General features: G+C 70.8%; 25 protein-coding genes. 19 read left to right on the forward strand and 6 right to left on the reverse strand.

Features of this window, described 5'->3' with window-relative positions; all coding sequences use genetic code 11:
* Nucleotides 1–39: 39 nt before the first annotated feature.
* Nucleotides 40–336, reverse strand: coding sequence for a BolA family protein (locus AAHG09_RS12140; protein WP_342107471.1), 297 nt, complete (start codon nt 334–336; stop codon nt 40–42).
* Between the two features lie 100 nt (nt 337–436).
* On the opposite strand from AAHG09_RS12140, the gene AAHG09_RS12145 reads away from it, so the two are divergent.
* The 4 genes from AAHG09_RS12145 (at nt 437) to cobT (ending at nt 4779) form a co-directional block, all read left to right on the forward strand.
* Nucleotides 437–1060, forward strand: coding sequence for a J domain-containing protein (locus tag AAHG09_RS12145; RefSeq protein WP_342107472.1), 624 nt, complete (start codon nt 437–439; stop codon nt 1058–1060).
* A 309-nt stretch (nt 1061–1369) separates the two neighbouring features.
* Nucleotides 1370–2353, forward strand: a complete 984-nt coding sequence (gene cobS / locus AAHG09_RS12150) for a cobaltochelatase subunit CobS (protein WP_342107473.1) — start codon at nt 1370–1372, stop codon at nt 2351–2353.
* Nucleotides 2354–2370: 17 nt separating this feature from the next.
* The gene (locus AAHG09_RS12155; protein ID WP_342107474.1) at nt 2371–2865 is read left to right on the forward strand and encodes a DUF29 domain-containing protein; all 495 of its coding nucleotides are present in this window, start codon (nt 2371–2373) and stop codon (nt 2863–2865) included.
* Between the two features lie 6 nt (nt 2866–2871).
* Entirely contained in the window at nt 2872–4779 is a 1908-nt protein-coding gene (gene cobT / locus AAHG09_RS12160; RefSeq protein WP_342107475.1) for a cobaltochelatase subunit CobT, read from the forward strand.
* Nucleotides 4780–5041: 262 nt separating this feature from the next.
* On the opposite strand, the gene rpmB is transcribed toward cobT, so the two are convergent.
* Nucleotides 5042–5344 (reverse strand): 50S ribosomal protein L28, encoded by a 303-nt coding sequence (rpmB, locus tag AAHG09_RS12165; protein ID WP_091718626.1) that lies wholly within the window; start codon nt 5342–5344, stop codon nt 5042–5044.
* A 343-nt stretch (nt 5345–5687) separates the two neighbouring features.
* Here rpmB and AAHG09_RS12170 point away from each other — a divergent pair, with 343 nt between their 5' ends.
* Together AAHG09_RS12170 and AAHG09_RS12175 are read left to right on the forward strand one after the other, a co-directional pair.
* Nucleotides 5688–6629, forward strand: a complete 942-nt coding sequence (locus tag AAHG09_RS12170) for a DUF3108 domain-containing protein (protein WP_342107476.1) — start codon at nt 5688–5690, stop codon at nt 6627–6629.
* A gap of 74 nt (nt 6630–6703) precedes the next feature.
* Complete coding sequence (locus tag AAHG09_RS12175; protein WP_342107478.1) at nt 6704–6994, forward strand: DUF1330 domain-containing protein; 291 nt, start codon at nt 6704–6706, stop codon at nt 6992–6994.
* Between the two features lie 20 nt (nt 6995–7014).
* Here AAHG09_RS12175 and AAHG09_RS12180 read toward each other — a convergent pair whose 3' ends face one another.
* Complete coding sequence (locus AAHG09_RS12180; protein ID WP_342107480.1) at nt 7015–7371, reverse strand: darcynin family protein; 357 nt, start codon at nt 7369–7371, stop codon at nt 7015–7017.
* Between the two features lie 75 nt (nt 7372–7446).
* Between AAHG09_RS12180 and AAHG09_RS12185 the strand changes: the two genes are divergently transcribed.
* The 7 genes from AAHG09_RS12185 to AAHG09_RS12215 all read left to right on the forward strand — a co-directional run bounded on the left by AAHG09_RS12185 (nt 7447) and on the right by AAHG09_RS12215 (nt 15064).
* On the forward strand, nt 7447–8073 hold the full coding sequence (locus AAHG09_RS12185; protein ID WP_342107482.1) for a TetR/AcrR family transcriptional regulator: 627 nt from the start codon (nt 7447–7449) through the stop codon (nt 8071–8073).
* A 29-nt stretch (nt 8074–8102) separates the two neighbouring features.
* Nucleotides 8103–8420: a hypothetical protein gene (locus tag AAHG09_RS12190; RefSeq protein WP_342107484.1), complete on the forward strand. Its 318-nt coding sequence runs from the start codon at nt 8103–8105 to the stop codon at nt 8418–8420.
* A gap of 88 nt (nt 8421–8508) precedes the next feature.
* Entirely contained in the window at nt 8509–11904 is a 3396-nt protein-coding gene (locus AAHG09_RS12195; protein ID WP_412760034.1) for a helicase-related protein, read from the forward strand.
* A 9-nt stretch (nt 11905–11913) separates the two neighbouring features.
* Nucleotides 11914–12210, forward strand: coding sequence for an RNA-binding S4 domain-containing protein (locus AAHG09_RS12200; protein WP_342107487.1), 297 nt, complete (start codon nt 11914–11916; stop codon nt 12208–12210).
* A gap of 216 nt (nt 12211–12426) precedes the next feature.
* On the forward strand, nt 12427–12765 hold the full coding sequence (fdxA, locus tag AAHG09_RS12205; RefSeq protein WP_342107488.1) for a ferredoxin FdxA: 339 nt from the start codon (nt 12427–12429) through the stop codon (nt 12763–12765).
* Between the two features lie 512 nt (nt 12766–13277).
* A complete protein-coding gene (locus AAHG09_RS12210) occupies nt 13278–13877 on the forward strand; it encodes a CarD family transcriptional regulator (RefSeq protein ID WP_244000052.1) in 600 nt (199 codons plus the stop codon).
* A 311-nt stretch (nt 13878–14188) separates the two neighbouring features.
* Complete coding sequence (locus AAHG09_RS12215) at nt 14189–15064, forward strand: RNA polymerase factor sigma-32 (RefSeq protein WP_342107490.1); 876 nt, start codon at nt 14189–14191, stop codon at nt 15062–15064.
* A 49-nt stretch (nt 15065–15113) separates the two neighbouring features.
* On the opposite strand, the gene AAHG09_RS12220 is transcribed toward AAHG09_RS12215, so the two are convergent.
* The 3 genes from AAHG09_RS12220 to secB form a co-directional block, all read right to left on the reverse strand.
* Nucleotides 15114–15626 carry a GNAT family N-acetyltransferase gene (locus tag AAHG09_RS12220; RefSeq protein ID WP_342107491.1) on the reverse strand — a complete coding sequence of 171 codons (513 nt, stop codon included), beginning with the start codon at nt 15624–15626 and terminating at the stop codon, nt 15114–15116.
* Nucleotides 15627–15668: 42 nt separating this feature from the next.
* The gene (locus tag AAHG09_RS12225; RefSeq protein WP_342107492.1) at nt 15669–16901 is read right to left on the reverse strand and encodes an MFS transporter; all 1233 of its coding nucleotides are present in this window, start codon (nt 16899–16901) and stop codon (nt 15669–15671) included.
* A 463-nt stretch (nt 16902–17364) separates the two neighbouring features.
* Complete coding sequence (gene secB, locus AAHG09_RS12230) at nt 17365–17865, reverse strand: protein-export chaperone SecB (protein WP_342107493.1); 501 nt, start codon at nt 17863–17865, stop codon at nt 17365–17367.
* 358 nt (nt 17866–18223) lie between these two features.
* Between secB and AAHG09_RS12235 the strand changes: the two genes are divergently transcribed.
* From AAHG09_RS12235 to AAHG09_RS12260, 6 genes are all read left to right on the forward strand, one after another.
* A complete protein-coding gene (locus AAHG09_RS12235) occupies nt 18224–18937 on the forward strand; it encodes a Tim44/TimA family putative adaptor protein (protein ID WP_342107494.1) in 714 nt (237 codons plus the stop codon).
* Nucleotides 18938–19033: 96 nt separating this feature from the next.
* The gene (gene mltA / locus AAHG09_RS12240; protein ID WP_342107495.1) at nt 19034–20149 is read left to right on the forward strand and encodes a murein transglycosylase A; all 1116 of its coding nucleotides are present in this window, start codon (nt 19034–19036) and stop codon (nt 20147–20149) included.
* Nucleotides 20146–20784 (forward strand): Smr/MutS family protein, encoded by a 639-nt coding sequence (locus tag AAHG09_RS12245; RefSeq protein WP_342107497.1) that lies wholly within the window; start codon nt 20146–20148, stop codon nt 20782–20784. The genes mltA and AAHG09_RS12245 overlap by 4 nt, the downstream gene beginning before the upstream one ends.
* A gap of 97 nt (nt 20785–20881) precedes the next feature.
* Entirely contained in the window at nt 20882–21772 is an 891-nt protein-coding gene (mutM, locus tag AAHG09_RS12250) for a bifunctional DNA-formamidopyrimidine glycosylase/DNA-(apurinic or apyrimidinic site) lyase (RefSeq protein ID WP_342107498.1), read from the forward strand.
* A gap of 163 nt (nt 21773–21935) precedes the next feature.
* Complete coding sequence (gene mltG / locus AAHG09_RS12255; protein WP_342107500.1) at nt 21936–23333, forward strand: endolytic transglycosylase MltG; 1398 nt, start codon at nt 21936–21938, stop codon at nt 23331–23333.
* A gap of 98 nt (nt 23334–23431) precedes the next feature.
* Nucleotides 23432–23755 (forward strand): hypothetical protein, encoded by a 324-nt coding sequence (locus AAHG09_RS12260; protein WP_342107503.1) that lies wholly within the window; start codon nt 23432–23434, stop codon nt 23753–23755.
* Nucleotides 23756–23820: the final 65 nt, after the last annotated feature.

Raw genomic sequence — 23820 nt, forward strand, 5'->3', positions numbered from 1 at the left:
GCGGACGGCCATTCCCAACGGCGTCGATGCCCCCGGAGTTCAGGCCGCCTCTTCCGGCGTGCGCGCCCGCAACGCGAGGGCGTGAAGGCCGCGCTTGAACGCCTCCTCCATCAACGCGTTCACCAAGCGGTGCCGCTCGACGCGGCTCTTGCCCGCGAAGGCGGAGGCGACGATGTCGAGCCGGTAATGCGTCTCGCCCCCCGGGCGGGCCCCGGAATGGCCCGCATGCAGATGCGACTCGTCGATCACGTCGAGCCGCTCCGGCGCCAGTTGCTCCCGCAGCTGGGCCTCCATCCAATCCCGGAGCGTACCGCCCCCGTTCGCCCCGTCCGCCATCGCGTCGCGTCCCTCTCATCCGTCAAGCCCGATCCCGCGCATGCGTCATCAGGCCCGACGCCCTTGTGTCTCTGGTCCGCCCCCTCATAATCGGCCCGTCATGGATCTCAACTCGCGCCTGTTCGACAGCATCCGGATCAAACCGTCCTGCGACGAGCCGAAGGCCGCGGCCGATGGCGTTTGCGAGAGTCCGGGCTGCGCGCAGCCGGGCCTGTACCGGGCGCCGAAGGGCCGGAAGGCGGAGGGCCAGTACTGGCGCTTCTGCATCGACCACGTGCGCGCCTACAACGCGACCTACAATTACTTCGACGGCATGAACGACGCCGCCGTGCAGGCCTACCAGAAGGACGCGATCATCGGCCATCGCCCGACCTGGGCGATGGGCGTGAACAAGAGCGGCCAAGCCAAGCCGGCGGACGAGCCGGCGCGCGACTGGGCCTATGTCGATCCGCTCGGCATCCTGCGCGGCGAGGGCGTCGGCGATACCCGGCGGCGCGCCCGCCAGCCCGAGCCGGAGAGGCCACGCCACTCGGCGACGGTGCGCCGGGCGCTGGACGTGATGGGCCTCGAGGAGGGCGCCGACACGGCCGCCATCAAGGCGCAGTACAAGGTGCTGGTGAAGCGCTTTCACCCCGACGCCAATGGCGGCGACCGCTCCTTCGAGGAGCGGCTGCGCGACATCATCCGCGCCCACGACGTGCTCCGTGCCGCCGGCCTCTGCTGAAGCGCTCTCCGCCGAGGTGGATGCCGGCTCGGCGCACGAGAGCGCGTCGAGCACGATCCGGAGGGCCGTTCCCGGCCGCGCCGCAACCGCGAACGGCCCTCCCGGCACGATGCATGCACGTCGGTTCTATCTCCCCATAGGGAAAACCACGCCGCGCAGCCCTATATGGTGTCCAGGCTGGTCGGTGGCGCCGGAACGCGCCGCCGTCTAAGAATGGCTCCGCCCCGCCGCGGAGGCCCGGCTCGACGTTCTTCCGCGCGGATGGTCCACTGTTAGGGAGTGGAGCGTCCGCGCCTTACGAGGTTCCGAATGCGCTCTGACGACACGCCCGCCCGGCTCCCCGACCGCACCGTCTCCGTCCGTGAGGTCTTCGGCATCGACCTCGACCTCAAGGTCCCGGCCTATGCCGAGTCCGAGGAGCACGTCCCCGATCTCGACCCCGACTATATTTTCGACCGGGAGACGACGCTGGCGATCCTGGCCGGCTTCGCGCGCAACCGCCGCGTGATGGTCACTGGCTATCACGGCACCGGCAAGTCGACCCATATCGAGCAGGTCGCGGCCCGGCTGAATTGGCCGTGCATCCGCATCAACCTCGACAGCCACGTCTCGCGCATCGACCTCGTCGGCAAGGACGCGATCGTCCTGCAGGACGGCAAGCAGGTCACCGCCTTCCAGGACGGCATCCTGCCCTGGGCGCTGCAGAACAACGTCGCGCTGGTCTTCGACGAGTACGATGCCGGCCGCCCGGACGTGATGTTCGTGATCCAGCGCGTGCTGGAGCTGTCCGGCCGGCTGACGCTGCTCGATCAGAAGCGCGTGATCCGCCCCCACCCGGCCTTCCGGCTTTTCGCCACCGCCAACACGGTGGGGCTAGGCGACACGTCCGGCCTCTATCACGGCACGCAGCAGATCAACCAGGGCCAGATGGACCGCTGGTCGATCGTCACGACGCTGAACTACCTGCCGCACGACCGCGAGGTCGACATCGTCCTGTCGAAGGCGACACACTATCGGGGCGATCAGGGCCGCGACATCGTCAACCGGATGGTGCGCGTGGCGGACCTCACCCGCAACGCCTTCATGAACGGCGACCTCTCCACCGTCATGAGCCCGCGCACGGTGATCACCTGGGCCGAGAACGCCGACATCTTCAAGGATGTCGGCTTCGCCTTCCGGGTGACCTTCCTCAACAAGTGCGACGAGCTGGAGCGGACGCTGGTGGCCGAGTTCTACCAGCGCGCCTTCGGCAAGGAGCTGCCCGAGAGCGCGGTCAACGTCGCGCTGAGCTGACCCGCATGGAGGACGCGATGGCGCATCCGGCCCTGACGCACGAGGACGCCCCGGCGGCCCCGCACGCACGGGGCCGGACGCGTTATGCGGACGATCTCTACACCTGGGTCCAGGAGCAGGTGGCGCTGCTCCGCGCCGGCCGGGTGGACGCGCTCGACCTCGACAACATCGCCGAGGAGCTGAGCGACGTGGGCTCGGAGCAATACGACAAGCTCGAAAGCGCGATCGACGTGCTGTTGGCTCACGCCCTCAAGTGGGACCATCAGCCCGAGCGACGCAGCCGAAGCTGGTCGCTGACGATCGCAGAGCAGCGGGTGCGGATCGACAGGCAGCTGAGCAAGAATCCCGGCCTGAAGTCGCGGATCGCCGAGGCTGTCTCGGACGGGTACCGGCTCGGTCGGATCCGGGCTGCCCGCGAGATGAAGCGCCCTCTCAAATCCCTGCCCACGGATTGTCCCTATACCTGGGACGAGATCCTGAACCGCCCCTTCGCGTTCGACGACGACCGGTAGCTCCGCATGTCCATCTCCAACCGCAAGCCCGGCGAGCGCCGCGAACCCGTGGCCGAGCCCTTGAAGCGCTCGGTGGCCGGATGCCTGCGCGCCATCGCCCGGCGCTCCGAGGTCGAGGTCACCTACGCCACCGACCGGCCGGCGCTCACGGGCGACAAGGCCCGCCTGCCCGAGCCGCCGCGCAAGCTCTCGGCCCAGGACGTCGCGGTGCTGCGCGGCAACGCCGACGCCATGGCGCTGCGGCTTGGCTGCCACGATGTGGCGGTCCATCGCCGCCTCGCCCCCGAGAACAGCGCCGCCCGAGCGGTCTACGACGCGGTCGAGCAGGCGCGCGTGGAGGCGATCGGCTCGCGGCGGATGGCGGGTGTCGCCAGCAACATCTCGGCGATGCTGGAGGATCGCTACCACCGCGGCGGCAAGTACGAGACCATCACCGACCGGGCCGACGCTCCGATGGAGGACGCCGTCGCCCTGATGGTGCGCGAGCGGCTCACCGGCCAGCGGCCGCCCGAGGCCGCCGCCAAGATCGTGGAGCTGTGGCGCGAGCATATCGAGGCCAAGGCCGGCCCGAATCTCGACGGTCTGCTCGGCTCGATCGAGGACCAGCGCAAGTTCGCCCGCTCGGTGCGCGAACTCCTGACCTCGCTCGACATGTCGGACGAGACGCCGTTCGACGCCGAGGACGACGAGAACGACGACGAGAACGACGCCCAGGACGACGAGCAGAACCCGAGCGAGGGCGATTCCGAGGAGAAGAGCCAGGGCGAGCGCGCCGAGATCGAGACTTCGGAGGAAGCCTCCGACGAGATCGAGGAGGGCGCCCAGGAATCCGCCGACGCGCCCTCGGGCGAGCTGCCGGAGGAATCCGAGGATGCCGAATCGGAGGAGGCCTCCGAGGCCTCGCGCCCGCCCCAGCGGCAGGGCAACGAGGCGCGCGGGCCCGAGTACCGGGTGTTCAACCCCAAATTCGACGAGGTCATCCACGCCGAGGAGCTGTGCGACGCCGATGAGCTGTCGCGCCTGCGCTCCTACCTCGACAAGCAGCTCTCGCATCTCCAGGGCGTGGTCGGCCGCCTCGCCAACCGGCTGCAGCGGCGGCTGCTCGCGCAGCAGAACCGCGCGTGGGATTTCGACCTGGAGGAGGGCCAGCTCGATCCGGCGCGGCTGGTCCGCGTGGTGATCGACCCGTACCAGCCCCTCTCCTTCAAGCAGGAGAAGGACACCAACTTCCGCGACACGGTCGTGACGCTGCTCCTCGACAATTCGGGCTCGATGCGCGGCCGGCCGATCACCGTGGCGGCGACCTGCGCCGACATTCTGGCGCGGACGCTGGAGCGCTGCGGCGTGAAGGTGGAGATCCTGGGCTTCACCACCCGGGCCTGGAAGGGCGGCCAGAGCCGCGAGGCGTGGCTCGCCGCCGGCAAGCCGCCGAACCCGGGCCGCCTGAACGACCTGCGCCACATCGTCTACAAGTCGGCCGACGCCCCCTGGCGGCGGGCGCGAAAGAACCTCGGGCTGATGATGCGCGAGGGGCTGCTCAAGGAGAATATCGACGGCGAGGCGCTGGATTGGGCGCACAAGCGCCTGCTCGGCCGGCCGGAGCAGCGCAAGATCCTGATGGTGATCTCCGACGGCGCGCCGGTGGACGATTCGACCCTGTCGGTGAATGCCGGCAACTACCTGGAGCGGCACCTGCGCTGGATGATCGAGGAGATCGAGACGCGCTCGCCGGTGGAACTTCTCGCGATCGGCATCGGCCACGACGTGACGCGGTACTATCGCCGCGCCGTGACGATCATCGACGCCGAGGAACTCGGTGGCGCGATGACCGAGAAGCTGGCCGAGCTGTTCGAGGAGGACGGCGCGGCGGCGCCGGTGGGGCGGATGCTGCGGGCGGCGGGCGGGCGGCGGTGACCGCCGGCCAAGCCAACAGCAGCCTCTGCCGTTGGGCCCTTTACCCCGTCCGATTCAGAACCTCATCCTAAGGTACCGGAGCGCAGCGGAGGGCTCGAAGGAGCCGTCCTTCGAGGCCCGCTGACGCGGGCACTTTATGATGAGGGTGTAGACGGGATTGCCCGGATCAATGTGCCTGCCGCGCGCAAGCGGAAGCCGCCGCAGCCTGGGGGCTGCAGCGACCTGAAACCATCCGATGAAAGAGGGCGCGAAGCCCGCCGACTCAGGCCGCTTCGGCCGGAGCCTCGGCGAGCTTCTTGTGGATCTCGCGCTTCAGGAGGCGGGCGGTCTGCGACAGGTCGCCCTCGCCGGCCTTGATCAGGAAGGCGTCGAGCCCGCCGCGGTGCTCCACGGAGCGCAGGGCGTGCGCGGTGACCCGCAGGCGCACGCGCTTGCCGAGCGCGTCGGACTGGAGCGTGACGTTGCACAGGTTCGGCAGGAACCGGCACTTGGTCTTGCGGTTCGAGTGGCTCACGAGGTGGCCGACCTGAACGGCCTTGCCGGTGAGTTCGCAGCGGCGCGCCATGATGACTTAAGATCCCGTCTCGTTCCGCTCGATGAAGACCCGATCGCAGCGGCGCGATCGTCGTCGCAGCGGGCGGTGCCCAATGCGGTTCCAGGTCCGGCGGAGTCCTGTTGAAGGCGCGAGCCTATAGGCGACGAAGCCACACCGCGTCAAGGCGCAGGACGATGAACCGGCCGGCCCGGCGATCCAACGGTCTGTTAACCACGATGCCGGGATATAGCCTTCTTCCATCCGCAGGAAGGCACCTCGCCCCGCTCCAGGCGTCGCGAGGATGCCGTCGGCGGATGTGTTCGAGAGGGCGTGTGCGGGCTCGTGCCGCCCTTCCTGGGATGCGATCCGGATCATGAGCGCCACGCCTGACCATCGGACGATCAAGCCGCTGACGCGGCACGCCGTCGGCCGCCTCGCCGCCGGCCTCCTTGCCGTCGCGGCGCTTGCGGGCCCCGCCGAGGCGCGGGCGCGCACCAAACGGCCGGGCGCGGCACCGGCCGCCACCGTGGCGGTCGATTACAGCATCAACCTCGCCGGCCTGCCGATCGGCACGGCGCGGCTGGGCGGATCGTTCGACCGTGAACGCTACGTCATGGACGTGTCGGCGGTGCTCACCGGCCTCGTCGGCGCGATCACCGGCGGCAAGGGCTCGGCCCGGGCTTCCGGGACCTTCGCGGCGGTCCCCCAACCCGGCGCCTTCTCGATCGCCACCCATACGGCGAGTTCCGGGATCGCGGTGCGCATGGCGCTGGCCCGCGGGAACGTCGTGCAGGCTGAGATCACGCCGCCGCTCGTCGACATGCAGGACCGGGTGCCGGTGACGCCCGCCAACACGCGCGGCATCCTCGATCCGGTGAGCGCGCTGCTGATGCCGACCCAGGGGCGCGGCGAGCCGCTCGACCCCGAGAACTGCAACCGGACCCTGCCGGTCTTCGACGGCGCGACCCGCTTCAACGTGGTGCTCAGCTACGCCGAGACGCGGCCCGTGCAGAAGCCCGGTTATGCGGGGCAAGTCCTCGTGTGCAACGCCCGCTATCAGGCGGTGGCCGGCCACCGGCCGGACCGGCCCGGGGTGAAGTTCATGGAGGACAACCGCGAGATGTCGGTCTGGCTCGCCCCCGTCGAGGGGACGCGGGTACTGCTTCCGCTGCGCATCTCGGTGCTGACCACGGTCGGCACCAACATCATCGAGGCGACGCGCTGGACCCAGGGTGGCACCGCGGGCACGACCGGGACGGCCGGGGCCGAACCGAACGCGACCAGCGTCGCGCAGGCGAGCCTGCCCGGGCAGTAGCGCACCGGCTTTGACGGGCGGCCGTTTTCCCGGCACGTCTGCCCGGCGCGGCGGACGCGCCAGGGAGGCCAGACTTGCCCAAGGGCTACATCATCGTCCGGATGACGGTCACCGATCCGGAGGCCTACAAAGAGTACGCCGCCATGGCCTCCGAGGCCATGCGCACATATGGCTGCAAACCGCTGGTCCGCGGCGGCCGCAGCGAGGCGCTGGAGGGCGAGGCCCGGCCGCGCAACGTCGTGCTGGAATTCGAATCCTACGAGGCGGCGCGCACCTACTATTTCTCACCCGAGTACCAGGCGGCCATCGCCAAGCGCCGGCCGGCGGGAATTGGCGAGGTGGTGCTGGTCGAGGGGGTGGACTGAGCCGCCCCCTCGTCCGCCGGTCAGGCCGCCAGCGGGGCCCGGCCGTAATGCGTCGCGTAGGCGTTCTCCACCGCCGGGATGATCTCGACGATCGAGAACCACCGGTCCCAGAACGCCGTCTCGCGCAGGGCCTCGACGACGAGTTCGTAGGCGTGGTGGTCGGCGGCCTCCCAGACCCAGAGGTCGGTCAGCCGGGCCGTGTAGAACTCGGCGTCGTAGAAGCGGAGCCGCACCGTGTCGGCGTGCCGGCGCAGGATCGGCTCGAAGGCCTCGCGCAACCGTGCGAAGCGATCGTCGATCGGCAGGGCGAGCCATTCGGGGGATGTCTTCACCAGCATGAAGACGGTGAGCTTGGGGTCGAAGGTTGTGTCGGACATGGGGTTCTGCGCTCCAGAAGTCTGTCGGAACGCCGCGATGATGCCTCTGGCCGGGCCTGCGGCGAACTCGCGTTCATGAGCGCCGTCCGGCCGCGCCGGCCGGGGCTCAAGCCCCGGAAAAACCCGGGACAATCGCGCTCGGCCGAGACCGTCCGGACGATCCTGGAGGGCGCGGCTCGCGTTCTGGAGGAACGCGGCCTCGACGGCTACACGACCAACGCCGTCGCCGAGCGGGCCGGCGTGTCGATCGGCTCGGTCTACCAGTACTTCCCCGGCAAGGACGCCCTGACCGCGGCCCTGGTGGCCCGGGAGACCGCCCTGCTGATCGAGGCGGTGCGCGCCGCGCCGGGCGCCGCGACGCCGGAGGACGGGCTGCGCCGGATCGTCCGGGCCTGCGTCGCCCACCAGATGGCGCGGCCGCGCCTCGCGCTGCTGCTCGACCGCGAGGAGAGCCGGCTCCAGCTCGGCGACACGCTGGGTTCCGTCGCCGCGGATCTGACCACCGCGCTGCTGGCCCTGCTGGCGCGCCTCGGCGCCGCGCTGCCGCTCGAACCCGAGACCGCCGCGGGCGACCTCTTCGCCCTCGTGCGCGGCATGATCGACGCCGCGGGCGAACGCGGCGAGCGGGAGGGGGAGGCCCTGGAGCGCCGCGTCCTGCGCGCCGTGCACGGCTATCTCGGCCTGCCGCAGGCGATGGCCTGAATCTTCACGATCCGCGCGATAATGCGCGGATGCGCCTGCCACTCCTCCGAATCGCCCTCGCCGTCACCGCGCTCACCCGGCCGGTCTTCGCTCAGCCGCTGACCGCCGGCACCGCGGAATCGAGCTGCGGCGGCGACGCGTTCTCCTCCGCCGAGATCGTTGAGCATCGCCGCGGCCCCCTGGTGGCGATGCCCGATACGCTCTGCGCCGACCTCGCGCCCCAGCCGGGCACGCCGACGACGCAGATCGACGTCTACCCGCTCGTCACGCCGCAGGGGGGACCCGTTGGACCTGGGGGCGGCGGCATCCCATATGGGGGACAACCCATCCGGCCCTATCGTCCCTGACGCGACCGGCCGATAACACCCCTCCCCGCCCGCGCCGCGACGGCGCTGCGACGGCCTTCATCCGAAGGAACCGCCGACCATCGACGCGCTGCTCCGCCCCTCGCCCAGCCGCTCGCTGTCCCGCGACGCCCGCGCCCGCGGCGTCACCGCGGTCCTCGGGCCGACCAACACCGGCAAGACGCATCTCGCCATCGAGCGGATGCTCGCGCACCCGACCGGGATGATCGGGCTGCCCCTGCGGCTGCTCGCCCGGGAGGTCTACCTGCGCGTCGTCGCCAAGGTCGGCCCCGAGAAGGTCGCGCTGGTGACCGGGGAAGAGAAGATCAAGCCGGACCGGCCGCGCTACTGGATCTGCACGATCGAGGCGATGCCCCGCGACCTCGACGTGGCCTACGTCGCCATCGACGAGATCCAGCTCGCCGCCGACATGGATCGCGGCCACGTCTTCACCGACCGGCTGCTCTACGTGCGCGGCCGGGAGGAAACCCTGCTGATCGGCTCCTCGACCATGCTGCCGCTGGTCCAGAGCCTGATCCCCAACGTCCACACCACGACAAGGCCGCGGCTGTCGCAGCTCAGCTTCGCGGGGGAGAAAAGGCTGTCGCGCCTGCCCCGGCGCACCGCCATCGTGGCGTTCTCGGCCGAGGAGGTCTACGCAATCGCCGAGCTGATCCGCCGCCAGCGCGGCGGTGCCGCGGTGGTGCTGGGCGCCCTGTCGCCGCGGACCCGCAACGCCCAGGTCGAGATGTATCAGGCCGGCGACGTGGATTACCTCGTCGCCACCGACGCGGTGGGCATGGGCCTCAACCTCGACGTGGATCACGTCGCGTTCGCGGCCAACTGGAAGTACGACGGCACCCGATTCCGCAAGCTGACCCCCGCCGAGATGGGTCAGATCGCCGGCCGGGCCGGGCGGCACCTCGCGGACGGCACCTTCGGCTCGACCGGCCGCTGCCCGCCCTTCGAGGCCGAGCTGGTGGAGCGGCTGGAGAGCCACGATTTCGATCCCCTGCGCATCCTGCAATGGCGCAACCCGGATCTGAGCTTCGGCAGCCTGGAGGGGCTGCAGGCGAGCCTCGACGAGCACCCGCGCGAATCGGGCCTGACCCGCGCCCCCATGGGCGAGGACCAGCAGGCCCTCGAGATCCTCATGAAGGAGGAGGATATCCGCGACATGGCGCGCAGCGCCGCCACGGTGCGCCGCCTCTGGGACACCTGCGGCGTGCCGGATTACCGCAAGGTCCACCCGCAGGTGCACGCCGATCTGGTCGCGCAGCTCTACCGATTCCTCATGAAGGGGATGGCCGGCCGCATCCCCGACACGTGGTTCGCCGAGCAGGTCGCGATGATCGACCGGACCGACGGCGACATCGATACCCTGTCCCGCCGGATCGCCCAGGGACGCACCTGGACGTTCGTGGCAAACCGTCCCGACTGGCTGCGCGACCCAGAACATTGGCAGGGCGAGACGCGTCGGGTAGAGGACAGGCTGTCCGACGCCCTGCACGAACGCCTCGCGAGCCGCTTCGTCGACCGGCGCACCAGCGTCCTGATGCGGCGCCTGAGAGAGAACACGATGCTCGAAGCCCAGATCACCGCCGACGGTGACGTCACCGTCGAGGGTCAGCATGTCGGCCACCTTCACGGATTTCTATTCGTTCCCGATGCCAGCGCCGAGGGCCACGAGGCCAAGACCCTGAGGAGCGCCGCCGAGAAGGCGCTCGCGGGCGAGATCGAGTCCCGGGCGGAGCGGTTCTCGGCGACAGCCGATTCGACCCTCGTGCTGGCGCATGACGGCACGATCCGCTGGACCGGGGCCCCCGTCGCCAAGCTCACCCCCGGCGAGAAGCTGTTCGCCCCGCAGATTCGTCTGCTGGCCGACGACAGCCTGACCGGCGCGCACCGCGAGAAGGTCGAGGCACGGCTCGATGCGTGGCTGAAGGCTCACATCGTGCGCCTGCTCGGGCCATTGATGGAGATCGAGACCGCCGCCGACCTGACGGGCCTCGCCAAGGGCATCGGCTATCAGGTGGTCGAGTCGCTCGGCGTCCTGGAGCGGTCGAAGGTGGCGCACGAGATGCGCAGCCTGGATCAGGACGGCCGCGGGGCCCTGCGCCGCCACGGCGTCCGCTTCGGCGCCTATCACATCTTCCTGCCGGCCCTGCTGAAGCCGGCGCCCCGCACGCTCGCGGCCCAGCTCTGGGCCCTGCGCAACGGCGGCCTCGACCAGCGCGGGCTCGACGAGATCGCGCATCTGGCCGGCTCCGGCCGGACCTCGATCAAGGTCGATCGCGAGATCGCCAAGGGCCTCTACCGGGCAGCCGGCTTCCGCGTGAGCGGCGAGCGGGCGGTGCGGGTCGACATCCTGGAGCGGCTCGCCGACCTGATCCGGCCGGCCATCGCCTACCGGCCCGGCACCACACCGGGCACGCCGCCGGACGGCTCGGCCGACGGGGACGGGTTCGTGGCGACCGTGGGCATGACTTCGCTCGTCGGCTGCTCGGGCGAGGATTTCGCCTCGATCCTGAAGTCGCTCGGCTACACGGCCGACACCCGCCCCGGGCCGGCCATCACGGTGCCGCTCGTCCCGGCCGCCGCCACGACGCCGGCGGCGACGGCCGCCGCCGAGGCCTCCTCCGACGCGGCGGTCACCGAGCAGGCGGATGCCGCCGAGCCCACCGGCGACGAGGCCACGGCCTCGGAGCCCCCCGCAGGGGAGACCTCCGCCGCGGAGACCTCCGCCCTGGAAACCTCCACCGCGGAGACTTCGGCCCCGGAGACCCCCGAAGCGGTGGCCGCCTCCGGGGACGAGACGGCCGGCGACGCACCCGCCGAGCCGGCGACCGCCGAGACCGGGAGCCCGGCGGAAGCGGCATCGGAGCCGGCGGTCGAAGAGGCTGCGGCCGAGGATCACGGTCCGGCCGAGGCGGAACCCGCGGCCGAGCCGGAGACCACCACGGAAGCGACGTCGGAGGCGGCGCCGGAGCCCGCTGCCGATGCGGCAAAGCCGGTCGAGGCGAGCCCGGAACAGGCCGAGGCCGAGGCCGAGGGCGAGGCTGCGACTGAGATCCCGCAGATCGAGGTCTGGCACCTCCAGCGCCATCAGCGCCCCGCCCACCAGCGTCCGCAGAATCGCCCACGTGGCGCCGGCCGGGGCCGGGACGGTGGCCAGCAGGGCCAGCACCAGGGACAGGGCCGTCCGGACGGTCACCGGCCCGAAGGCGGCCAGCCGGAGCATCGCCGCGCCGAGGGTGGTGGCGAGGGCGGCCCGCGCCCGGGGCGCGACCGCGGCCCCCGTCGCGACCGCTTCGAGGGCGGCCGGCCGGAGCGCCGGAACGACCCGCACAACGAGCAGCGCGCCTCCGGCCCGCGGCCCGACCAGCGGCCGCCCCGGCGCGAGCGGGCGCCGGACCCGGATTCGCCCTTCGCCAAGCTGGCGGCGCTCAAGGCGCAGCTCGAATCTGGCGACGGCGGGAAGCGCTGATACCCGCGCATGCGGGAGGACCGGCAGCGCCTCGACAAATGGCTCTGGTTCGCGCGCTTCGCGCGGACCCGGTCGCTTGCGGCGCGGCTGGCCTCCGACGGCTTCGTGCGCGTGAACGGGCTGCGCGCCGAGAATCCCGCCAAGGGCCTCGCGATCGGCGATGTGGTGACGATCGCCGCGCCCCACGCTACGCTGGCGGTGCGGGTCGTCGACCTCGGCCTGCGGCGGGGGCCGGCCCCGGAGGCGCGGCTGCTCTACGACGACCTGTCGGGCGGTGCCGCCGCGGCGTCGGAGCATCCGGAGTGATGAGGCAAGGCCACAGCGGCCGGAACAGCGACCCTGCGCGGTCGGGATGCGGCGGCGCCGCGCTTGTCAGCCCGGAAGCCAGAGTCTAAGGCCGTTGCCTCCGAAGCCCGGCTCCGAGTCGGGCTGCACCGGCATTCCCTCGCAGTGCCACCCGGGCGTGCGGGCCGTCCCGAGGCTCCGCCCGGGCCAAGTCGTGGTTGAGGACGAAGACATCCGATGACCTATGTCGTCACCGACAATTGCATCAAGTGCAAGTACACGGACTGTGTCGAGGTCTGTCCGGTCGATTGCTTCTACGAGGGCGAGAACATGCTCGTCATCCACCCGGATGAGTGCATCGATTGCGGCGTCTGCGAGCCGGAATGCCCCGCCGAGGCGATCAAGCCCGACACCGAATCGAATCTCGACACGTGGCTGAAGCTCAACGCCGACTACGCCAAGTCCTGGCCGAACATCACGCAGAAGAAAGAAGCCCCGGCCGACGCCAAGGAGTGGGACGGCAAGAGCGGCAAGCTCGAGGCTTACTTCTCGCCGAACCCCGGCTCGGGGGACTGAGCACCGCCGGGGGCCACGGGATGTGATGCCGGTCCGGCCAAGTCCGACCGGACGTGTGGACAAGTGCGGATCACCCCGCGTCGGCAACCGATTTCCTGCTCTGCAATGGGCGAAGCCCAGCTCCGCGGCAGGATCATTTCTCTCCGGCTCCGCCGGTGTAAAACGCGATGGGACCGTGCCGGGATACCGTGCACGAGCGCGTGCGCGTCGCCAGGGATGCTTTGCTCTGCGCGCCGGGTTGTGGTAGACAAGCTGCCTGCCGTCGCTCGCGCCTGACGTGCTTCCTCCAGCTGAAACACCTTCGGTTATCGTGGGTTAGGAGAGGTACGCGATTGACCGCCGAAGGTGCTTCGGCGGAAGGTCTGGGCTTTTGCGCGGCTGCGCCGGGGAATCCCTCGGCCCTCGCAGGTGGCGGGGGCTCCGGGAACGGCGAGGCAAACCGGGTGTCCCGCCCGGAACAACACGGTTTCGTGCGGCGTCATACGCTGCGCGCCAGTGGAGGCCCTTCTCGCATGACCACAGCCAAGAAGACGACGACCGCAGGCCGGCAAGGTTTCAAGACCGGCGAGGCTGTCGTGTATCCGGCCCACGGCGTCGGTCGCATCACCGCGATCGAGGAGCAGGAGATTGCCGGCTACAAGCTTGAGCTGTTCGTGGTCTCGTTCGAGAAGGACAAGATGGTCCTGCGCGTGCCCACCGCGAAGGCCAACAGCGTCGGCATGCGCAAGCTCGCCGAGCCGGAACTGGTGAAGAAGGCCCTCGACCTGCTGACCGGCCGTGCCCGGATCAAGCGCACCATGTGGTCGCGCCGGGCCCAGGAATACGAGGCGAAGATCAACTCGGGCGACCTGCTGGCCGTCACCGAAGTGGTCCGCGACCTCTTCCGCTCGGAGGCGCAGCCGGAGCAGTCCTATTCCGAGCGCCAGCTCTACGAGGCGGCGCTCGACCGGATCGTGCGCGAGATCTCCTCGGTGAACCGCATCACCGAGACCGAGGCACTCAAGCTCATCGAGCAGAGCCTCGCCAAGTCGCCCCGCCGGGCCAAGAGCGAGGCGGAGCCCGAGGCCGAGGGTGAGAGCGACGGCGACGACATTCAGGAAGAAGCCGCCTGAGCGAAGCCTTCCGCTGCGACGATGACAAACCCGGCCCTCGCGGCCGGGTTTTTTTCTGCGTTCACAAGCCGCCGATCCGGGGCGCGACGTTTTCGCACCGGTAGGGCTGGACACGCGACCAGCGCCCTCCATGTCACCCTGACGGAACACGAAATCGTGTCCGGCTGCCTGTCGCATTCTGGGGCAGCGGCGCGGAACTTTCTCCTTAAGCCTTCCGTTGTCGATCGCCAGGCGTCGCTTTGCAGCTGCGCCTGTGCGCCGGCCAGAAGGTCCGGCGCCGCACCAGCACTCGACAACAAGAGGCAGGCGGAATGGCTGAGATCGCAGGGATACGCAGGCAGTTCATCCGGACTGCGATGGAGGCACCCTTCCTGGCCCGGGAGGAGGAACGCGGCCTCGCCGTCAGCTGGAAGGACAATCGCGACGAGCGTGCCCTGCACCGCCTGATCTCGGCCCACATGCGCCTCGTCATCGCCCTGGCGGGGCGTTTCCGTCACTATGGCCTGCCGATGGCCGACCTCGTTCAAGAGGGCCATGTCGGCCTGATGGAAGCGGCCGCCCGGTTCGAGCCGGAGCGGGATGTTCGCTTCTCGACCTACGCGACGTGGTGGATCCGAGCCTCGATCCAGGATTATATCCTGCGCAACTGGTCGATCGTGCGCGGCGGCACGTCCTCCGCCCAGAAGGCGCTGTTCTTCAACCTGCGCCGCCTGCGCGCCCGGCTGATGCAGTCCACCGAGGAGCATGTCGGCGACGAGATCCACCGCCGGATCGCCAGCGCCATCGGCGTCTCCCGCGACGACGTCGCCCTGATGGATGCCCGCCTGTCCGGGCCCGACATGTCGCTCAACGCCCCCGTTGGCGAGGACAGCGACGCCTCCTCGGAGCGGATGGACTTCCTGGTCGATGGCGCCGACCTGCCGGACGAGACCGTGAGCGCCACCGTCGACGGCGAGCGTCGCCTCAGCTGGCTCCATCAGGCGCTGACCGTGCTGTCCGAACGCGAATTGCGCATCCTGCGCGAGCGCCGGCTCGCCGAGGATCAGGCGACCCTCGAGGCGCTGGGCCAGCGGCTCGGCATCTCGAAGGAGCGGGTCCGCCAGATCGAGAACCGGGCCCTGGAGAAGCTTCGCCGGGCGCTGGCCGACCGCTTTCCCGCCGCCACCGGCAGCCCGCATATCGGCTGATCGGCTGCGCAGCGTCATCCCGTGAAGCCCGGCCCGAGGCCGGGCTTTTTCATGTCGAAAGGTCTTTCTCCATCAACACGGCCTGAGACAAGACGCGCTCGCCCCGGAACGGCTTGACCTCGCCCGTCGCGTGGAAACCCATCTGGGTCCAGAAGCCGATGACGGGATTGGTCTTCACCACCGCCAAGCGCAGACCACGCGCTTCCAGATGCTCGCGTGCGAAACGCTCGGCCTCGCGATAGAACGCCCGGCCAAACCCGGCTCCCTGTGCGCTCTCACGGATCGCCAGAAGACCGATGAAGACGGTCCCAGCGCTTGGATAGCCGTCGATCAGATCCAGCAGGCCGATAGCGCAGGCACGGCTGCGGGCCAGGAAGACATGCTTGCGCTGCGGCTCGCAGCCCGGCGGGCGGGTACTGACGAATGCGCGGGCGGCATCTGCCCGCCGCGGAACGCCATCGACGTGCAGGGAGTAGGCTTCGAGGTCGTCGAAGACTGAATCGACGTCCCGCAGGTTCCGGGCGGTGACAGCCTCGAGCGATAGGGAGGGGCCCAAACCCATGGCCGCCGTACCTCCAAGCCGTTTGAACGCGCGACGCGGTCGCTACGCCCCCTGCATCGCCGCGTCGCGCCGCTCCCGCCGCTTGCGGCGGCGGCCGGGCTCGGGCGTGGCGTCGAGCCAGATCACGAGGCCGAGGGCGAAGAGCGCCGGAACACCGAGGGCGAGGAACGCGCCGGTCCAGCCGAACAGGCTGTAGGACAGGCCCCCGTACCAGCCCGACAGGGCACCGCCGACCCCCTGGACCGCGTTGACGCTGCCCAAAGCCGTCTGGGTCCGTCCGGAGCCCCAGGTCAGGTCCGCGACCACCACCGGCACCGCCACCCCGACGATGCCCGAGGCGACGCCGTCCAACACCTCGGCGCCGATGAGCCAGACCGGATCGTCGATCAGCCCGGACATCACCGCCCGCACCGGCAACACCGCGAAGGCGACCATGAGAAGCTGGCGCCGCCCGCGCTTATCCGCCAGTGAGCCGGCAAACAGAGCCACCGGCACCATCACGAGTTGGGCCACCATCACGTAGCGCGCCGTCCAGGTGGTGGCGTCGGCCGCGGTGGCGACGAGCTTCTGGCCGAGCAGCGAGAGCATGCCGCCGTTGCCGAGGTTGAACAGCGTCAGCGCCACGGTCAGGACGAGAAGCCGTCGGTTGCTCAGAACCTGCCGGAGGCCGCCACGCTCGGGCTCATCCTCCGCATCCTCCTGCCAGCCCACCGCCCGCCGCCGGTTCCAGGCCCCGGCCGGGGTCGTCAGGGTGGCGACGATCGCGGCCAGCGCCATCCCGCCGAGCACCCAGAAGGCGATCGCCGGGCCGAAATAGCCCGTTCCGAGGCTGATGCCGCCGGCCGCCACGAGGATGCCGATATGGTTGAAGGCCTGATTGCGGCCCTGCTGCTTGGGAAACCGATCCTTCCCGACGATCCCGAGCGTCAGGTTGGCCACCGCCGGCAGCAGCAGCGTGCCGCCCGCCGCGGCCAGGAGCTGGGCAAACAGCACTGCGACGAAGCTCCGCGCCGGCAGCAGCAGCAGCGTACCGGCGAGAATGGCGCCGCAGGCAAGGGCGATGAGCAGGCGGGGCTTGGGCAGCCGGTCGACCAGCGCACCGAACGGGCCGCTCAGGAAGAGCGTGCCGAACCCGACCAGCGTGATGACGAAGCCGACCCGCGCCGGGCTCCACGATGCCGCCTCGGCCAGCCAGGTTCCAAGGAAGGGGCCGAGGCCGCCCTGGATGTCGCCGATGAAGACGTTGATCAGGGCAAGATGCGTTGTGGGGGACATTCCGACCGGCAAAGCTGAAAAGGCCGCTCGAACTGGGCCGTAGCACCCGTGCGGTCAAGCCTGCCGCGCGTCACGCGGGCGGCGATACGACATGAGCCCGTCGGTCAACGCCCGGTTTTCCGGCGCGACCTCGACGCCGCCGGCCTGCCGGGCGGGGGGTGTTCGTCGGCGGTGGTGTCGCGGCGATCGGCGCCGGTAGGGGCGGCGGAGGCCGGGGAGCGCCTGGGCCTGCCCGAACTCCCGCTCACCCGGGTCGTGCTGCACGCACGCCCCCTGCGGGGGCGGGCCGCGGACGCGCTGCGCGCTCTGGCCGCGGCCAATCGCGGTCCCGGCGGCCGCTAAAGCGCTCTCCGCCGAAGCGGATACCGGTTCGGCGCACGGGAGCGCGTCACACGAGAGGCTTAGAAGCCGCGCACGATTGCAAAGCGATCGGGCACGGCTCTGAAGGCCGCCGGCCGCTGTCTCAGGAGGCGAGCGGACCCGGCGCGCCCTGCTGCTCCATGACCTTCTGGCGGTAGAGGCCGACGAAGTCGATCGGATCGATGTAGAGGGGCGGGAAGCCGCCGTTGCGCACCGCCTCGGCCACGATCTGTCGGGCGAAGGGGAAGAGCAGGCGCGGGCACTCGATCATCACGGCCGGATGGATCTGGTCGGCCGGGATGTTCTGCAGGCGGAACACGCCCGCATAGGTCACCTCGAAGGCGAACAAGACGTCGTTCTGCACCTTGGCGTCGCCGTCGAGCTTGAGCTCCACCTCGAAGTCCGTCTCCGAGAGCTGGCTCGCGTTGACGTTGACCTGGATGTTGATCTGCGGCCCCTGGCCCTCCTTGGGCTGCAGGGAGCGCGGCGCGTTCGGATTCTCGAAGGAGAGGTCCTTCGTGTACTGCGCCAGGGCGTTGATCATCGGCATATCGCCCTGCGGCATGCCGCCGCCGTTGCCGTTCGCTGCCGGAGAATCGGCCATGCGGATTTTCCTTCTCGATCGGCCGGCGGCGCCGGCGCGTGGTGTCTCAGCGGGTGCCGCTGGATCGCGCCGCGGAACTGCCCCGAACGGCAGGGCCGCTAACACGCGCGCCGAGCCTCGACAAGCGAGCCGGGCCGAGACAGCCGAACCGAGGGCCGGCGGAGCGCTGGCAGCGGCGGCGGCCGCGACCCATATCGAGATCCGACCGCGGTATCGGGTCTCGCGGGTACAACCGGCTCGCTCCCGACGCGTTGGTCGGATATGAGTCGTCAGGACTATGCGCGCTTTGCCGGCGTCGCACCGCGCACGACCTGAGCAAGGGGCACAGGGTCGCGCCGCGGCCACCATCGGATCGGTGATGCAGGACAGTTTCGACGTTACGACGATCATCTTCCTCGCGCTTGCGGTCTTCGTGATCTGGCGTCTGCGCTCGGTACTGGGCCAGAAGACCGGCGCGGAACGCTCGCCGTTCAAGCCGGTCGACCGCAGCCGCACCGAGCCGCAGACGCGCAGCGAGGGCGACAACGTCGTGCGCCTGCCGGGGGCCGACCGGGCGCCCCCGACCCCGCCGCCCGCCCAGGCGGCGCGCGACTGGCGCGGGATCGCCGAGCCCGGCTCCGAGGTCGCCCGCGGGCTCGAGGCCTGTGTTCAGGCCGAGCCGAGCTTCGATCCGCGCGGCTTCCTGGAAGGCGCGAAATCGGCCTACGAGGCCATCATGATCGCCTTCGCCAAGGGCGACCGGAAGACCCTGCGCGGCCTCCTGTCGAAGGAAGTCGGCGAGGCGTTCGAGCGGGCGATCGCCGAGCGCGAGCGCAACCGCCAGACCCTGGAGACCACCTTCGTCTCGATCGACAAGGCCGAGATCGTGGCGGTCGAGGTGCGCAACCGTGTCGCGCAGATCACCGTGCGGTTCCTGTCGAACCTGATCACCGCCACCCGCAACGCCGAGGGCAAGGTGGTGGATGGCAGCGCCGAGACGGTGGTCGAGGTGCCCGATGTCTGGACCTTCGCGCGCACCCTGGGCTCGCGCGATCCGAACTGGCAGCTCGTGGCCACCGAGGCCGGCGCCTGACCGCCTGACGATTTCGCCGTGTCGATCCCGCACAGGATTCCAGGCACCTGGCCCGGAGCCGTCACGGCCGTATCGCTGGTGTTGGCCCTCCCCGGGGTGTCGGCTGCCGCTCTGGCCGTTGTCGGCAACGCGACTCTCACACCGGTTCCCTTCGAGGCCCTGCCGGGCTTTCCCGGCCCGGGCGCCGCCGCTTCCCTCGACGCCTTCCGCCGGGTCTGTGCCGCCCCCGCACCGGCCCTGCCGCAGCCCGCCGGGGTCGCGGGCGATCCGGCCGCCCTGTCCGCCGCCTGCATGGCGGCGAGCGGGGATGTGCCGGACGCCGCCGCGTTCTTCCGCGACCATTTCGACGCCTTCCGCATCGAGCGGCCGGATGCCGGGCAGGCGGGCTTCCTCACCGGCTATTTCGAGCCCGAGCTGACGGGCTCCCTCGATCCGAGCCCGGATTTCCCGACGCCGGTCCTCGCCCGGCCCGACGACCTCGTGTCCCTCGGCCCCGGCGAGACCCGTCCCGGGCTCGATCCGACCCTCCGCGCCGCCCGCGCCACCGCGGAGGGTTTCGCCCCCTACCCCGACCGCGCCGCCATCGAGGACGGCGCCCTCGGCGGGCGGGCGCGCCCGATCCTGTGGCTGCGCGACGCAGTCGACCTGCTGGTCCTGCAGGTCCAGGGCTCCGGGCGCGTGCGCCTGCCCGACGGGCGCGCTGTGCGGGTGCTGTATGACGGGCGCAACGGGCGCCCCTACACGGCGGTGGCCAAGCTGATCGTGCAGGAGGGGCACCTGCCCCTCGAAGGCCTGACGCTCGCCCGCTGGACCGGCTGGCTGCGCGACCATCCCGACGGCGCACGACGCCTGATCCGGGCGAATGCCTCCTACATCTTCTTCCGCCTCGCCCCGGTGGAGGATCCGGCCCTCGGGCCGCCGGGGGCCGCGAACGCGCCGCTCTCTCCCGGCCGCAGCCTCGCGGTCGACGCGAATCTCTGGCGCTACGGGCTGCCGTTCTGGCTCGCGGGTCCGCTGCCGGGTGCAGGCCCCGGTGAGGCCGGACGCCTCGTGATCGCGGCCGATACGGGCTCGGCGATCGTGGGCCCGGCCCGGGGCGACCTGTTCGTCGGGACCGGCGCGCAGGCCGGCGTCGCGGCCGGAAACCTGCGCGACGCCATCGGCTTCGTGGTTCTGCTGCCGAAGGCCGCACCGGGCGGAAGCCCCCGATGAAGCCGCCCCGCCGCGGGCGCCGTCTCACCGCCGGGGAGGTCCGGCTCTGGGACGCGATCGCCAAACTGGTGACGCCGCTGCCCGGGCGGGCCGCGCCGATTCCCGAGGCCGTCCCCGAAGTGCCGGCCCCGACCGCCACCATGCCGGCGCTGACGGCCCCGATCCTGAAACCCACCGCGCCGCCGGTCGCGAAGAAGCCGCGTGCCCGGAAGCATCCACCGAAGCCGGCGCCGGAACCCCCGCACCCGGTCACCGCCGCGCCCTATCAGGCGCCGCCCCAGCGTCACGCCCCGGGCGCCGGGCTCGAACGCACCGCGAAGGTCGGCCTGCGCCGGGGGCGGCTCGCCATCGAGGCACGGATCGACCTGCACGGGATGGTGCAGGCCGAGGCGCATGCCGCGCTCACCGGCTTCCTGCTCCGGGCGCGGGCCGCCGGGCACGCCTATGTGCTGGTCGTCACCGGGAAGGGCGGGGCGGGCTACTCGGAGGCCTTCGCCGAGCGCGGCGTGCTCCGCCGCAGCGTGCCGCACTGGCTGCGGGGCGGGGAACTGCGCGGGATCGTGCTGGGCTTCGAGGAGGCAGCCCGCCATCATGGCGGCAGCGGCGCGCTCTACGTGCGATTGCGGCGCCGCTGAGGAGCGTCAAACCGCGCGAGCCCACGCCGTTGCGGCGTCGACCGATCCCGCCGATATCCGAAAGCCGGCGCACGCGGCGCCGCGAGCAACGAGAGACATGCCGGAGCTTCCCGAGGTCGAGACCGTGCGGCGCGGGCTGGAGCCCGCGATGGTCGGCGCGCGCTTCAGCCGCGTCACCCTGCGCCGGCCCAACCTGCGCTTCCCCTTTCCGGAGCGCTTCGCCGCCCGGCTGGAGGGCCGCACCGTGACGGGGCTGGCGCGGCGAGCCAAATACCTCACCGCCGATCTTGATTCCGGCGAGACGCTGATCATGCATCTCGGCATGAGCGGCCGGTTCGACGTGGCCCTGCCCGATGGCAGCAACCTCTCGCCGGGGGATTTCTACCTGGAGGGGGCGCAGGGCACGCCCAAGCACGACCACGTGGTGATGGCGATGCATACCGGCGCCACCGTCACCTACAACGACGCGCGCCGCTTCGGCTTCATGGACCTCGTTCCGATCCGGGATCTGGCGACCTGCCGCCACTTCGCCAAGATGGGCGTCGAGCCCCTCGACGGGCTCACCGGCGCGGTGATCGCGGGGCTCTTCCGCCATAAGATCACGCCGCTGAAGGCCGCCCTGCTCGACCAGCGCCTCATCGCGGGGCTCGGCAACATCTATGTCTGCGAGGCCTTGCACCGGGCGCGGCTCCACCCGGAGACCCCGGCCGGCAGCCTCGCCCGGCCCGACGGGCGGCCGACGCCCAAGGCCAACGCGCTCGCCAAGGCGATCGTGCAGGTGCTGGAGGAGGCCGTGAAGGCCGGCGGCTCGACGCTGCGCGACTATGCCCACACCGACGGCAGCGCGGGCGCCTTCCAGCATGCCTTCCGGGTCTACGACCGCGTCGGACTCGCCTGCAGCCGGCCGGGCTGCGGCGGCGCGATCACCCGGATCGTCCAGGCCAACCGCTCGACCTTCTTCTGCGCGACCTGCCAGCCTCCCGGCTGAAAGCGCGGGCTGGCCGCGACGATCTGTCCCTTTCGCGCCGCGAAACGGCATTTTCGCCACAAACCCGACTAGGGTCGGACGCTTCGACGTGCGCACCCGGTTGCGGGCAGCCGATCCCGGCCCGCGATGCGTGACGGGCCGCGCGGACCCAGACAGGATCCCGATGTTCTTCCGCCGCTCAAAGTTGCCCGCGCCCGAACGCATCGTGCAGGATCCGACGGACGAGCCCGCCCTGCCGCACCGGCTCTCGCCGCGCTCCCCCGGCGAGGCGATCAAGCCGACGGTCGCGCCCCCGCCCCCGGAGCGGCCCGAGCGCGAGCGCAGCGGCTTCGTCGGCGTCATCAGCGGCGCGCTGACCTTCGCGGTGGTCATCGCCATCGCGGCGATGATCGGCATCACGCTGTTCCAGCGGCAGGTGCGCGAGGCGGGGCCGCTCGGCGCCGACAAGGTCGTGGTGATCCCGCCGAGCGGGACGACCGAGATCGCCGAGACCCTGAAGCGCGAGGGCGTGATCGACCATACCGGCCTGTTCGAGTTCGCGGCCCGCTTCGGCGGACGGCCGTCGCTCCGGGCCGGCGAGTACATGTTCAAAGCCCATGCCAGCATCGCCGACGCCCTCGACACGATTGCCACGGGCCGGCAGGTCCAGCACGCCATCACCTTCCCGGAGGGCCTGACCTCCGAGCAGATCGTGAACCGCCTCAACGAGAACGACGTGCTCACCGGCGAGATCAACGAGATCCCGCCGGAGGGCTCGCTCCTGCCCGACACCTACAAGTTCGAGCGCGGCGCCACGCGCCAGAAGATCGTCGACCTGATGAAGGCCAAGCAGCGCGAGGTACTGAACCAGATCTGGCTCCGCCGCAGCGCCGACGTGCCGGTGCGGACCCCGGCCGAGATGGTCACCCTGGCCTCCATCGTCGAGAAGGAGACCGGCCGCGCCGACGAGCGGCCCCGCGTGGCGGGCGTGTTCATCAACCGCCTGAATAAGCGGATGAAGCTGCAATCGGACCCGACGATCGTGTACGGCCTCGTGGGCGGGCGCGGCACGCTGGGCCGCGGGATCATGCGCTCCGAGATCGACCGGCCGACGCCCTACAACACCTACGTGATCGAGGGCCTGCCGCCGGGACCGATCGCCAATCCCGGCCGCGCCGCCCTGGAGGCGGTGGCCAACCCCTCCCGCACCAAGGACCTGTTCTTCGTGGCGGACGGCACCGGCGGCCACGCCTTCGCGGATACGCTGGAGGCGCACCAGCGCAACGTCGCCCGCTGGCGCGCGGTGGAGAAGAGCCGGCAGGCGCCGCCGGACGCCGTCGACAAGGTCGATCCGGGCTCCGACCCGGCCGTGCCGGGCCGCGCCTCGGCCTTCGCGCCGGCCAACGGCGCGGGGAGCACGAACGCGGCCTTCCTCGAGACCGGGACGCCGGGCACCCGGGCCTTCGACGCCTCCGAGGGCACGCGGCTCGATCCGCTGAAGAACCGCAGCTACGATCTCGGCTCGCCCAAGACCGTGCCGGCGCTCGCGGCGCCAGCGCCCGCGCCGAGGGGCCGACGCTGAGGTTCGACGCCTGAGGCTGCGCGGTTTCACGTTGCCGCCCAAGAGCCTCGCATCTATGTTAGCGGGATCGGCGATCTGTTAAACAGCGTGGCGGGACGATGCCCAAACGAGCGGCGCGTCGGGAGACGGAATCGGGCGGTGGATCGATTGCGCCCGGAGCAGCCGATGCCGCCCTCGCGCCGGTGATCGATGCCCTGCGCGAGCACGTTGTGCGAACGGGGCTGGACCAGGGTGAGCGGCAGCAGGTCGGAGCCCGCCTGCCGGCCAGCCTCATCCGGCAGGCCAAGAAGCGGACCGGCCTCAGTTCCAACACCGACCTCCTCACCGTCGCACTCGCAAACCTCGTGGCCGAGGACGCGTTCGCGGATGCGTTCGAGCGCACGCAGGGTCAGCTCGATCCGGATCTGGATCTCGGCTTCTGAGCCGTGTTTCCGATCTCGCGGTGGGCGGAGAAGCTCAGCACCCGTCACGACTTGCGGCAGATTCA

Source organism: Methylobacterium guangdongense, assembly GCF_038442355.1.
Classification (GTDB): Bacteria; Pseudomonadota; Alphaproteobacteria; order Rhizobiales; family Beijerinckiaceae; genus Methylobacterium; species Methylobacterium guangdongense.